Origin of the sequence: Pseudomonas sp. QL9 (genome assembly GCF_041409665.1) — a bacterium.
Lineage (GTDB): Bacteria > Pseudomonadota > Gammaproteobacteria > Pseudomonadales > Pseudomonadaceae > Pseudomonas > Pseudomonas knackmussii.
In genome coordinates this window covers 1,911,514-1,923,055 of sequence record NZ_CP166971.1, presented here as the reverse complement: position 1 = coordinate 1,923,055, position 11,542 = coordinate 1,911,514, and the positions used below count along the sequence as shown (strand labels likewise).

Below are 11,542 nucleotides of genomic sequence, written 5' to 3'. Positions count from 1 at the left end.
GGCTATTCGCGAGCAAGCTCGCTCCTACGAAAAGCGGTGTTACGCCAGCGCGGTGCGCAGCTCGTTGGTGATGGCCGCCTGGTCCAGCTCCTGGCCGATCACCACCAGGCGCGTGGCGCGGGTTTCGTCGCTCAGCCACTTGCGGTCGAAGTGCTTGTCGAAGCGCTTGCCGACGCCCTGGATCAGCAGGCGCATGGGCTTGCCGGGGATGGCGGCGAAGCCCTTGATGCGCAGGATGCCGTGGCGCTCGACGAGTTGGCCGAGGGCTTCCAGCAGGGCGCGCTCCTCGACTTCCGGCAGGTCGACGTGGAAGGAGTCGAACTCGTCGTGGTCGTGGTCCTCGTGCCCTTCGTGATCGTGGTGGGTCGGGCGGCTGTCGATATGCAGCTCGGCCTCGGCGTTCAGTCCCAGCAGCACCGAGAGCGGCAGCTGGCCGGCGCTGGCCTCGATGATCTTCACCGCCGGCGGCAGTTCTTCGGCGACGTGCGCGCGCACCTGGGCGATGGTGGCGGCGTCGAGCAGATCGGCCTTGTTCAGCACCACCAGGTCGGCGCTGGTGAGCTGGTCTTCGAACAGTTCGTGCAGCGGCGATTCGTGGTCGAGGTTCGGGTCCTGCTTGCGCTGCTCGTCCACTTGCTCGGGGTGCGCGGCGAAGGTGCCGGCGGCCACGGCCGGGCTGTCGACCACGGTGATCACCGCGTCGACGGTGCAGGCGTTGCGGATTTCCGGCCACTGGAAGGCCTGCACCAGCGGCTTGGGCAGGGCCAGGCCGGAGGTCTCGATGAGGATCTGGTCGAGGTCGCCGCGGCGGGCCACCAGCTCGCGCATCACCGGGAAGAACTCTTCCTGCACGGTGCAGCACAGGCAGCCGTTGGCCAGCTCGAAGACGCGGCCGACGGCCTCTTCTTCGCTGCAGCCGATGGAGCATTGCTTGAGGATTTCGCCGTCGATGCCGAGCTCGCCGAACTCGTTGACGATCACCGCGATGCGGCGGCCTTCTGCGTTGTCGAGCATGTGCCGGAGCAGGGTGGTTTTGCCGGCGCCGAGGAAGCCGGTGACGATGGTGACGGGGAGCTTGGCCAGGGTTTGCATGTTCGCCTCTGCGCAGAGGACGGGATGCAGAGGCGCGCGCACGGAGCAGCCGTGCAACGGAAGCCGCCACCCGGATCACCCCGCCCGGTTGTCGTAATGCTGTGCGAGGCAGGTCTCCTGGCTCGCGATCCGGCTTTCGCCTCGTCCTTCGCCTTCCCACCTTGCGGCAGTGGCATTCGAAGGAGTTCCGATCGCTTACAGTTGCGGGGGCAGCCGTGGCTTGGACCACGTTCCCTCTTAGCTTCGGCGCGCGGCCGAAGAACCTCGAAGGCGCACAGGCTACGCAGGCCGCCTGGGCCGGTCAATCGCCACCCGGCCGTTGACGGCGCGCGGGGCCCGTGCTGAGCTGCCCGGCGATTCCCCGCCCGAGGAGGCCCGCATGATCCTGGTTGCCGGATTGGGCTGCCGCAAAGATTGCGGCGCCGACGAACTGCTCGCCCTGCTGCGGGCCTGCCTGCGCGAAGCCGGGCTCGACGAGACGCTGCTGAAAGCCTTGGCCAGCAGCGAGGCCAAGGCATTGGAGGGCGGCTTGCGCGAACTCGCGCGCCAGTTGCGCTTGCCGCTGGAGCTGCTGCCCGCCGAGCGCCTGTTGCCCTACGAAAGCCAGCTCAGCTCGACCTCGGCGCTGGTGCGCCAGGCCACCGGCAGCCCCGGCGTGGCCGAAGCCTCCGCGCTGGCGCTGGCCGAGGCGCTGGCCGAAGGCCCGGCGCGCCTGGTGCTGACCAAGCGGCGCAGCGCCAACGCCACCTGCGCGCTGGCCATGGCGCCCTTTGCGTTGGGATAGACTGCGCACCTTTTCCGATCCGAAGCGAAGCCAGCATGACGGTCTATTTCATCGGCGCCGGCCCCGGCGATCCCGAGCTCATCACGGTCAAGGGCCAACGCCTGGTGCGCAGCTGCCCGGTGATTCTCTACGCCGGCTCGCTGGTGCCCGAGGCGGTGCTGGAAGGGCACAGCGCGGAGGTGGTGGTGAACACCGCCGAGCTGCACCTGGAGCAGATCATCGCGCTGCTTGCCGAGGCCCACGGCAAGGGCAAGGACGTGGCCCGCGTGCACTCCGGCGACCCTTCGCTGTACGGCGCCATCGGCGAGCAGATCCAGCACCTGCGCCGACTCGGCATCCCCTACGAGATCGTCCCCGGCGTCACTGCGACGGCTGCCTGCGCCGCGCTGCTGGGCTGCGAGCTGACACTGCCGGATATCTCGCAGACGCTGATCCTCACCCGCTATGCGAGCAAGACGAAGATGCCCGAGGGCGAGCAGTTGGGCGACCTGGCGCGGCACCGGGCGAGCATGGCTATCCACCTGGGTGTGGGGCAGTTGGAGAAGATCGTCGAGGAGCTGCTGCCGCACTACGGAGCGGACTGCCCGATCGCGGTCATCCACCGCGCCAGCTGGCCGGATCAGGACCAGGTCACCGGCACCCTCGGCGATATCCTGCCCAAGGCCCGCGCCAAGGGCTTCAAGCGCACCGCGCTGATCCTCGTCGGGCACGTACTGGGGGCAGAGGGCTTCACCGAATCGTCGCTGTACAGCGCCCGGCACCAGCACCTGTACCGGCCGTCCTAGCGCTCCCGCGCTTTTAGTAGCGGCGCCAGCAGCGCCTGCATGCTGCGCCAGTGCGAGCCTTCCCAGAACACCCGGTCGCAGGCGTCGCAGGCGAGGTAGCGGCTGTGCCGCGCGGCGATGCTTGGCGGTACGCGGCTGCGGGCGAGCTCGGCTGGCAGCTCGTGCAGCGGATGGTTGCAGCGCAGGCACAGGCTGAACGGCCGTGCGCTGCGCGCCAGGTCCAGGCGCTCGAAAAGTTCGCGCAGTTGCGGCGCCGGTTTGCGCGCATGCAGGTAGCAGCCGTGGCTGATGATCCGCCGCTTCAGCAGTTCGCGGTCGCGGGTCAGCACGACGCGCCCCTCATGGGCGCCGATCTCGGCGATCTGGCCGTCCTCGAAGGCGTTGTCGTAGAGGGTGTCGAAGCCGCTCATGCGCAGCAGCGCGGCAAGCCCGCCGAGGTGGGCGTCGGCGATGAAGCGCAGCACCCGCAGCGGTCGCGTGCGCACCTTGAGCAGCGGGCTGATGTCCAGGCGTTCGAACTTCGGGTATACGGCGACCCGGTCGCCATCCAGGATCAGCCGGTCGAAGCCCACCGACTCGCCGTTGAGCAGCACCAGCTCGACTTCCGTATGCGGCACGCCGAGGGCTTCGATCATGTGCTTCACCGTCGCGGATTGCGCACACACGCAATCGAACGCCCGCCGCCGACGCAGGCTCGGCAGGAAGTCGTTGAGCTCCTCGTAGAAACGGAAGGTCGCGGTGATCATGCGAGGAAGTATGGCAGGCGGGGGAGGGGTGGCCAGGTGGGGTGGGCGGTTGGCGTCATCCCGTAGAAGCGGATCTCATCCGCGAGATTCCCCGCGCCGATCCACCCGTAGGGCGCATGACCGCGTTCGCGGTTATGCGCCGCGGCCCGGCACGAAAACGGCGGATAACCCCCACGGGGTTATTCGCCCTACGGGGGCGGTATTCGTGGTGGGGGCTGGCCTCAGGCCTCCCAGTCGTCGCGCCGTTCGGCCAGCCCGTGGCGGATGTACCAGCGCACGCCCAGATGCACGCCGAGCGCCGCCAGGACGGTGAGGAAGATGTGCAGGGATTCGGCTTCCATGTCCTTCCCTCCAGGGTGATCGAAGGCTTCCAGCCTAACGCTGCGGCGGTCGGTCGCACAGGTACAGATCGGCCGCCGGACAGCGGAGCAGTTCAGAGCGACTGGATGATCCGCCCCAGGGTCTCCATGGCCTTTTCGCTGCGCGTCGTCCACGGGTGGCCGTGGTTCAGCCGCAGGCAGTGGCGGAAGCCGCGGGTGGCGGAGAAGATCGGCCCCGGGGCGATGCTGATGCCCTGGGCCAGGGCCAGTTGGAACAGGCGCAGCGCGTCGATTCGCTCGGGCAGTTCCAGCCAGAGGAAGTAGCCGCCGCTGGGGCGGGTCACCCGGGTTTCATCGGGTAAGTGCCGGGCCACCGCGGCGAGCATCGCGTGCTGCTGGCTTTCCAGGGAATGGCGCAGCTTGCGCAGGTGGCGGTCGTAGCCGCCGTGCTGCAGGTAGTCGGCGATGGCCGCCTGGGCCGGCACCGAGGCCGACAGGCTGGTCATCAGCTTGAGCCGGGCGATCTGCTCGTGGAAGCGCCCGCCGGCCACCCAGCCGACCCGGTAGCCTGGCGCCAGGCTCTTGGAGAAGCTGCTGCAGTGCATCACCAGGCCTTCGCTGTCGTAGGCCTTCACCGGCTTGGGCGCCTGCTGGGCGAAGTACAGCTCGGCGTAGACGTCGTCCTCGATCATCGGCACCTGGTGCTTTGCCAGCAGGCCGGCGAGGGCGCGCTTCTTGTCCTCGCTCATGCTGGCGCCGAGCGGGTTCTGGAAGTTGCTCATGAACCAGCAGGCGCGGATCGGCAGGCGCTCCAGGCTGTCGGCCAGCACGTCGAGGTCGATGCCCTCGCGCGGGTGCACGGGGATTTCCACGGCCTTGAGCTTCAGCCGTTCGAGCACCTGCAGGGTGGCGTAGAAGGCTGGCGCCTCGATGGCCACCAGGTCGCCGGGGCGGGTGACCACCTGCAGGCACAGGTTCAGCGCTTCCAGCGCGCCGTTGCTTACGACCAGTTCTTCCACCGGCAAGGGCGTGCCATTGACCATGTAGCGCAAGGCGATCTGCCGGCGCAGGGCGTGGCTGCCGGGCGTCATGTCGGCGACCGTGGCGCGCGGGTCCATGTCGCGCACGGCCTGGGCCATGGAGCGCGCCAGGCGTGGCAGGGGGAACAGTTCCGGGGCCGGGAAGGCCGAGCCGAAGGGCACGGTGTCCGGGTCCTTGATCGAGCTGAGTACCGAGAACACCAGCTCGCTGACGTCCACCTCGGTGGTCTGCGCCTCGTGGCGGGCGATCTCAGGTTCCGCCAGGTCGCGCCGCGCGTGCTCGCGGACGAAGTAGCCGGAGCGCGCGCGGGCGACGATCAGCCCGCGGTCCTCCAGCAGGTAGTAGGCCTGGAACACGGTGGACGCGCTGACCCCGTAGGTGCGGCTGGCGTGGCGCACCGAGGGCACCTTCTGCCCGGGGGCGAGCACGCCGCTGCGGATCAGCTCGGCGATTTCGTCGGCGAATTTCTCGTAGCGCTTCATCTTGTCCTGGGCGTGGGGCGAAGGCTCCCACTCTAGGCGCTGCGCGAGGTTGTCGCCATGCCGGAGCGCCATGCTCAGCGCCTCGGCGAGACGAAGGTGCTGGCGGCGTCGATCTGCTGATGGCCGTCACTGACCTGGAAGTGCAGTGGCACCGATCCGCCGGCGCTGCTCTGCGCCAGGCTGGCCACCGAGACGGCGAAGTCGCGGATCTCGCCGGGCGCCAGGCTCAGCTCCGGCACGCCCTGCAGGCGGTAGCCCGAGGCATCCGCGAGGCTCAGGTGGTAGCGCTGCGGCTGCTGGGTCTTGTTGATCAGCTTGAGGTTGTAGATGTTCTCGATCTCGCCGGCGGCGTTCTCGCGGAACAGGCCACGGTCGCGGGCCACGTCCAGGTTGATCAGCGGCCGTGCTTCGAGCGCCCAGACGAAGGCGCCGATCATCGCCACCAGCACCGCCGCATAGCCGACCAGGCGCGGACGCAGCAGGTGCGTGCGGCCGCCTTCGAGGGCGCGTTCGGAGGTGTAGGCGACCAGGCCGCGGGCGTAGCCCATCTTGTCCATCACCGTGTCGCAGGCGTCGACGCAGGCGGCGCAGCCGATGCAGGCGATCTGCAGGCCGTCGCGGATGTCGATGCCGGTGGGGCAGACCTGCACGCACTGCTGGCAGTCGATGCAGTCGCCCAGGCCGAGGGCTTTCGGGTCGGCTTCCTTCTTGCGCGCGCCGCGCGATTCGCCGCGGGCGGCGTCGTAGGAGATGACCAGGGTGTCCTTGTCGAACATCACGCTCTGGAAGCGCGAGTAGGGGCACATGTGGATGCACACCTGCTCGCGCAGCCAGCCAGCGTTGGCGTAGGTCGCGGCGGCGAAGAAGGCCACCCAGAAGCTGCTTTCCAGGTCGAGCTGGAAGCTGAACAGATCAGCGACCAGCGGGCGCACCGGGGTGAAGTAGCCGACGAAGGTGATCGCCGTGGCCAGGCTGACCAGCAGCCAGAGGCCGTGCTTGGCGCCCTTGCGCAGGACCTTCTCGGCGCTCAGCGGCGCCTTGTCCAGCTTCATGCGCTGGTTGCGGTCGCCTTCGGTGACCTGTTCGGCCCACATGAAGACCCAGGTGAACACGCTCTGCGGGCAGGTGTAGCCGCACCAGATGCGCCCGGCCAGCACCGTGATGAAGAACAGGCCGAAGGCGGCGATGATCAGCAGCGCCGAGAGCAGGATCAGGTCCTGCGGCCAGAAGGTCGCGCCGAAGATGTAGAACTTGCGCTCGGGCAGGTCCCAGAGCACCGCCTGGCGGCCGTTCCAGTTCAGCCAGAGGGTGCCGAAGAACAGCAGGAACAGCGCCGCGCCGCCGAGCCGCCGCAGGTCGCGGAAGCGCCCGGTGAAGCGCTTGGTGTAGACCGTCGGGGTGACCGCCGAGAGCGGCTTGGGCGGCGGGGTGAAGCGTTGCGGGGCGGCGATCTCGACGATCTTCGCGGGGATTCTTTCGCTCATTGTCGTGGCCCATCAGGCTGGGGATGCGCCGCGACTATAGGAACGACCCTGCAGGCGAAACAGATTCAGGTATTGCGGAAAAAGCCATATCAGATGCGCCGGACCAGGCGCGGCGCGCGGCCTGGCTGGTAGGCGCGGCACGCGGTCGCAGGGCGGCCCAGTGGTGCCTGGCGAAACATCTGATCTGCTTTTTTGCGTGCGATCTGCCGCTGTTTTGCAGTACAGCCGCCGGCCATAGTGCGGCCATCCATCAGTGGTGGTCCGACGCAGGCTGCCGCAGCAGCCTTGTGAGGGCCCCCGGCGATGTACCGATACGACGATTACGACCACGCTCTGGTGCGCGAGCGCGTCGCGCAGTTCCGCGACCAGGCGGCGCGCCGGCTCTCCGGCGAGCTGAGCGAGGAGGAGTTCCTGCCGCTGCGCCTGCAGAACGGCCTCTACCTGCAGAAGCACGCCTACATGCTGCGCGTGGCGATTCCCTACGGCACCCTGGCCAGCGCCCAGCTGCGCGCGCTGGCGCGCATTGCCCGCGAGTACGACCGTGGCTACGGGCACTTCACTACGCGGCAGAACATCCAGTTCAACTGGATCGAGCTGGAGCAGGTGCCGGACATCCTCGAACAGTTGGCCGAGGTCGAGATGCACGCCATCCAGACCTCCGGCAATTGCGTGCGCAACGTCACCACCGAAGCCTTCGCCGGCGTCGCCGCCGATGAGCTGCTCGACCCGCGTCCGCTGGCCGAAATCCTCCGCCAGTGGTCGACGGTGAACCCGGAATTCCTGTTCCTGCCGCGCAAGTTCAAGATCGCCCTGTGCGCCGCCGAGGAAGACCGCGCGGCGGTGATGATGCACGACATCGGCCTGTACGTTTATCGCGACGCGACCGGGCAACTGCTGCTGCGGGTGATGGTCGGCGGAGGCCTGGGGCGTACGCCGATCCTCTCGCAGATGATCCGCGAAGACCTGCCCTGGCAGCACCTGCTGTCCTACGTCGAGGCCATCCTGCGCGTGTACAACCGCCACGGCCGGCGCGACAACAAGTACAAGGCGCGGATCAAGATCCTGGTCAAGGCGCTGGGCATCGAGGCCTTCGCCCGCGAGGTGGAGGAGGAGTGGGAGCACATCCGCGACGGCGAGGCGCAGCTGACCCTGGCCGAACTGCAGCGCGTGGTCGCGGCCTTCGATCCGCCGCGCTACGAAGCCGCCGCCGGCGACGAGCTGGCCTACGGCAGTGCCCTGGCCGGCGATGCCGACTTCGCCCGCTGGGCCTCGCGCAACGTGCGCCCGCACAAGGTGCCGGGCTACGCGAGCGTGGTGCTGTCGACCAAGCCGGGCGTGGCCGCACCGCCGGGTGACGTCACCGCCGAGCAAATGGAGTGCGTCGCCGACTGGAGCGAGCGCTACGGCTTCGGCGAGATTCGCGTTGCCCACGAACAGAACCTGGTGCTGCCGGACGTGCGCAAGGCCGACCTGCACGCGCTGTGGAAAGAAGCCTGCTCCGTCGGGCTGGGAACGCCTAACCAGGGCCTGCTCACCGATGTAATCGCCTGCCCGGGCGGCGACTACTGTGCGCTGGCCAACGCCAAGTCGATTCCCATCGCCCAGGGCATCCAGCAGCGCTTCGAGGACCTCGACTACCTGCATGACCTCGGCGAGCTGAGCCTGAACATCTCCGGCTGCATGAACGCCTGCGGCCACCACCACATCGGCAACATCGGCATCCTCGGCGTCGACAAGAACGGCAGCGAGTGGTACCAGGTCACCCTCGGCGGCGCCCAGGGCAAGCGCGCCACGCTGGGCAAGGTGATAGGCCCGTCGTTCAGCGCCGCCGAGGTGCCGGCTGTGATCGAGCGCATCGTCGCCACCTACGTCGAGCAACGCGGCGCCGGCGAGAGCTTCGTCGAGACCGTCGAGCGCGTCGGCCTGGAACCGTTCAAGGCGCGGGTCTACCAGCAGGCGGAGGTGCCGGCATGAAGAACCTGATCCGTTTGCACGAGGGCGTGGCACAGCTGGCGCCGGAAGATTCCTGGGAGTTGCTGCGCGAGGTGCCGGAGGTGCTGCCCGAAGGCGACCTGATCCTGCCGCTGGAAGCCTGGCTGGCCTCGCGGGCGACGCGGGGGGTGTGGCTGGCGCCGGAAGATGATCCGCAGCGCCTCGTCGAGCGGCTGGACGAGCTTTCGCTGATCGCCATCGACTTCCCCAGCTTCCGCGACGGTCGTGGCTACAGCCTGGCCTACCTGCTGCGCCAGCGATTGGGCTGGCGCGGCGAACTGCGGGCGGTGGGCGACGTGTTGCGCGACCAGCTCGCGCACATGCGCCAGTGCGGATTCGACAGTTTCGCGGTGCGCGAGGACAAGCCCGTGGAGGACGCCATCAAGGGCCTGGCCGGCCTCAGCGTGCTCTACGGACGCTCGGCGATCGAGCCCAGGCCGCTGTTCCGCCGCCGCTGAAGGGGCTCAATCCCGCGCGCCGCGCGGCGGCTGTGCTTGACGCTGTCCCGGAGGGCAGGAAAAATGCCGGGGATATTGCCGACGGTCGCGCCGTCGGCCGTGGCCCACGATTCGAGTGACCCCCTGAAGATGCGCATGCGCCTGATGCTGTTGGGTGGTGGTAATGCCCTTGGACAGGCGCTGATCCGCCTGGGTGCCGAGGAGGACATCGGCTTCCTCGCACCCCGCCCGCCCGAGACCGGCTGGGACGCCTCCAGCCTGACCCTGCTGCTGGACGAGACCCGCCCCGACGCGGTGATCAACCTCGCCTACTACTTCGACTGGTTCCAGGCCGAGACCGTCGACGAGGCGCGCCTGGCCGGCCAGGAACGCGCGGTCGAACGCCTCGCCGAGCTTTGCCAGCACCACGACATCCTCCTGCTGCAGCCCTCCAGCTACCGCGTGTTCGATGGCGCCCGCGCCACCGCCTACAGCGAGAAGGACGAGCCCATGCCGCTGGGTCGTCGCGGCCAGGCTTTGTGGCGCATGGAGCAGTGGGTGCGTGCAACGTGCCCGCGCCATGTGCTGCTGCGCTTCGGCTGGCTGATCGATGACAGCCTGGAAGGCAGCCTGGGGCGTTTCCTCGAACGCACGCGGCTGGACCAGGAGTTCTTCCTCGCCGACGACCGCCGCGGCAACCCGACGCCGGTGGACGACGCCGCTCGGGTGATCCTCTCGGTGCTCAAGCAGCTCGACTGCCAGGCGCCGCTGTGGGGCACCTATCACTACGGCGGCCTGGAGGCCACCACCACCCTGGCCCTGGGCCAGGTGATCGTCGCCGAGGCCCGTGCTCTCAGCGGGCAGAACTTGCGCGACCCGAGCGCCCAGGCCCATGCCGTGCGCGCCGACGCCAGCGAGGAGCCGCAGCACGCGGTGCTCGCCTGCAAGAAGATCCTCCACACCTTCGGCATCAAGCCGCGCGCCTGGCGCGCCGCGCTGCCGACCCTACTGGACCGTTACTACCGTCGTGGCTGACATCTCCCCGGCATCCGCCGCCCCCATCCTCATCACCGGCGGCGCCGGTTTCATCGGCTCGCACCTGGCCGACGCGCTGCTGGCGCGCGGCTACCGCGTGCGCGTGCTGGACAACCTATCCGCCGGCAAGCGCGAGAACCTGGCAGCGGGCGTGGAACTGCTGGTCGGCGACGTCGCCGATGCCACCGTGGTGCGCCATGCGCTGAGCGGCTGCCAAGCTGTTGTGCACCTCGCGGCGGTAGCCTCGGTGCAGGCGTCGGTGGACGATCCGGTGGCGACCCACCAGAGCAACTTCATCGGCACCCTCAATCTCTGCGAAGCGATGCGCGAAGAGGGCGTGAAACGCGTGCTCTTCGCTTCCAGCGCGGCAGTCTACGGGCAGAATGGCCAGGGCACGGCGATCACCGAGGACCTGCCGAAGTCGCCGCTGACACCTTATGCGGCGGACAAGCTGGCCAGCGAGCACTACCTGGACTTCTATCGCCGCCAACATGGCCTGGAGCCGGCGATCTTCCGCTTCTTCAACGTCTACGGCCCGCGCCAGGACCCGTCCTCGCCCTATTCCGGGGTGATCAGCATCTTCACCCAGCGCGCCCAGGCCGGGCAGCCGATCACGGTGTTCGGCGATGGCGAGCAGACCCGCGACTTCATCTACGTCGCCGATCTCGTGCAATTGCTGGTGCAGGCGCTGGAAGCGCAGCAGGTCGTCGAGGGCGCGGTGAACGTCGGGCTGAACCAGGTCACCAGCCTGAACCAGCTGCTCGCCGAGATCGGCCAACTGGTCGGCGGCCTACCCTCGGTGACTCACACCGAAGCGCGTGCCGGCGACATCCGCCACTCGCGCGCCGACAACAGCCGCCTGCTGGCGCATTTCAGCCTTGCGCAACCGACGCCCATCGGCGTCGGCCTGGCGCGCCTGCTCGGCCGCTGATCACCACCAGGGCTTGGCCAGCGCCAGGTAGAAAATCCCGCCCAGTGCGCCCAGCGCCAGGACGCTGAGCAGCGTCTTGGCCGGGCGCTGCGTGCTGCGCAGGGCGAATCCGGCCAGCACGATGTAACCCACCAACAATCCCAGCTTGGCCTGCAGCCAGCGTGGCAGCGGCCAGGGCATCGCCAGGTGCACCAGCGCCAGGGCGCTTAGAAGCAACAAGGTATCCACCAGGTGCGGCGCCCAGCGTTGCCAGCCGCGCGTGCGCCGGCCGCTCCAGCTCAGGGCCAGGCGCCAGCAGAAAAGTGCGGCACTGCTCAGCGCGAAGGTGATGTGCAGGGCTTTCAGCAGCGGGTACACGATTTTTCCTCGGACAGACAAAAGGCGCCCGAAGGCGCCTTCTGCTGGGGCTGGGG

At 68.6% G+C, this 11,542-nt stretch carries 11 protein-coding genes and 1 riboswitch; of the genes, 6 read left to right on the top strand and 5 right to left on the bottom strand.

Annotated elements, in window-relative coordinates:
• Positions 1 to 39: 39 nt before the first annotated feature.
• Positions 40 to 1,092 carry a cobalamin biosynthesis protein CobW gene (cobW, locus tag ACA097_RS09060; protein ID WP_371369871.1) on the bottom strand — a complete coding sequence of 351 codons (1,053 nt, stop codon included), beginning with the start codon at positions 1,090 to 1,092 and terminating at the stop codon, positions 40 to 42.
• An 89-nt stretch (positions 1,093 to 1,181) separates the two neighbouring features.
• A riboswitch (cobalamin riboswitch) is annotated at positions 1,182 to 1,374 on the bottom strand.
• Positions 1,375 to 1,471: 97 nt separating this feature from the next.
• On the opposite strand from cobW, the gene ACA097_RS09055 reads away from it, so the two are divergent.
• Positions 1,472 to 1,876 carry a cobalamin biosynthesis protein gene (locus ACA097_RS09055; protein WP_371369869.1) on the top strand — a complete coding sequence of 135 codons (405 nt, stop codon included), beginning with the start codon at positions 1,472 to 1,474 and terminating at the stop codon, positions 1,874 to 1,876.
• A gap of 35 nt (positions 1,877 to 1,911) precedes the next feature.
• Positions 1,912 to 2,661: a precorrin-4 C(11)-methyltransferase gene (gene cobM / locus ACA097_RS09050; protein ID WP_371369867.1), complete on the top strand. Its 750-nt coding sequence runs from the start codon at positions 1,912 to 1,914 to the stop codon at positions 2,659 to 2,661.
• Here the strand turns inward: cobM and ACA097_RS09045 are convergent.
• The 3 genes from ACA097_RS09045 to ccoG form a co-directional block, all read right to left on the bottom strand.
• The gene (locus ACA097_RS09045) at positions 2,658 to 3,407 is read right to left on the bottom strand and encodes a Mut7-C RNAse domain-containing protein (RefSeq protein WP_371369865.1); all 750 of its coding nucleotides are present in this window, start codon (positions 3,405 to 3,407) and stop codon (positions 2,658 to 2,660) included. The two genes, cobM and ACA097_RS09045, sit on opposite strands and share 4 nt — an antisense overlap.
• Before the next feature lie 433 nt (positions 3,408 to 3,840).
• Complete coding sequence (gene mapR, locus ACA097_RS09040) at positions 3,841 to 5,250, bottom strand: GntR family transcriptional regulator MpaR (protein ID WP_043256860.1); 1,410 nt, start codon at positions 5,248 to 5,250, stop codon at positions 3,841 to 3,843.
• 74 nt (positions 5,251 to 5,324) lie between these two features.
• Positions 5,325 to 6,734, bottom strand: a complete 1,410-nt coding sequence (gene ccoG / locus ACA097_RS09035; RefSeq protein ID WP_371369863.1) for a cytochrome c oxidase accessory protein CcoG — start codon at positions 6,732 to 6,734, stop codon at positions 5,325 to 5,327.
• A gap of 303 nt (positions 6,735 to 7,037) precedes the next feature.
• On the opposite strand from ccoG, the gene ACA097_RS09030 reads away from it, so the two are divergent.
• The 4 genes from ACA097_RS09030 (at position 7,038) to ACA097_RS09015 (ending at position 11,129) form a co-directional block, all read left to right on the top strand.
• The gene (locus ACA097_RS09030) at positions 7,038 to 8,708 is read left to right on the top strand and encodes a nitrite/sulfite reductase (RefSeq protein WP_371369861.1); all 1,671 of its coding nucleotides are present in this window, start codon (positions 7,038 to 7,040) and stop codon (positions 8,706 to 8,708) included.
• Positions 8,705 to 9,184: a DUF934 domain-containing protein gene (locus tag ACA097_RS09025; protein ID WP_160285738.1), complete on the top strand. Its 480-nt coding sequence runs from the start codon at positions 8,705 to 8,707 to the stop codon at positions 9,182 to 9,184. Before ACA097_RS09030 ends, ACA097_RS09025 begins: the two co-directional genes overlap by 4 nt.
• A 129-nt stretch (positions 9,185 to 9,313) precedes the next feature.
• Complete coding sequence (locus tag ACA097_RS09020) at positions 9,314 to 10,198, top strand: sugar nucleotide-binding protein (protein ID WP_043256861.1); 885 nt, start codon at positions 9,314 to 9,316, stop codon at positions 10,196 to 10,198.
• A complete protein-coding gene (locus tag ACA097_RS09015; RefSeq protein ID WP_371369859.1) occupies positions 10,191 to 11,129 on the top strand; it encodes an NAD-dependent epimerase/dehydratase family protein in 939 nt (312 codons plus the stop codon). The genes ACA097_RS09020 and ACA097_RS09015 overlap by 8 nt, the downstream gene beginning before the upstream one ends.
• Here ACA097_RS09015 and ACA097_RS09010 read toward each other — a convergent pair whose 3' ends face one another.
• Entirely contained in the window at positions 11,130 to 11,486 is a 357-nt protein-coding gene (locus ACA097_RS09010) for a SirB2 family protein (RefSeq protein ID WP_371369857.1), read from the bottom strand.
• Between the last annotated feature and the right edge of the window lie 56 nt (positions 11,487 to 11,542).

Bases quoted from the DNA above. Each gene is read 5' to 3' on its own strand.
- cobW (WP_371369871.1), bottom strand. From the start codon at position 1,092: ATGCAAACCCTGGCCAAGCTCCCCGTCACCATCGTCACCGGCTTCCTC.
- ACA097_RS09025 (WP_160285738.1), top strand. From the start codon at position 8,705: ATGAAGAACCTGATCCGTTTGCACGAGGGCGTGGCACAGCTGGCGCCG.
- ACA097_RS09045 (WP_371369865.1), bottom strand. From the start codon at position 3,407: ATGATCACCGCGACCTTCCGTTTCTACGAGGAGCTCAACGACTTCCTG.
- ACA097_RS09030 (WP_371369861.1), top strand. From the start codon at position 7,038: ATGTACCGATACGACGATTACGACCACGCTCTGGTGCGCGAGCGCGTC.
- ACA097_RS09020 (WP_043256861.1), top strand. From the start codon at position 9,314: ATGCGCATGCGCCTGATGCTGTTGGGTGGTGGTAATGCCCTTGGACAG.
- ACA097_RS09055 (WP_371369869.1), top strand. From the start codon at position 1,472: ATGATCCTGGTTGCCGGATTGGGCTGCCGCAAAGATTGCGGCGCCGAC.
- cobM (WP_371369867.1), top strand. From the start codon at position 1,912: ATGACGGTCTATTTCATCGGCGCCGGCCCCGGCGATCCCGAGCTCATC.
- mapR (WP_043256860.1), bottom strand. From the start codon at position 5,250: ATGAAGCGCTACGAGAAATTCGCCGACGAAATCGCCGAGCTGATCCGC.
- ccoG (WP_371369863.1), bottom strand. From the start codon at position 6,734: ATGAGCGAAAGAATCCCCGCGAAGATCGTCGAGATCGCCGCCCCGCAA.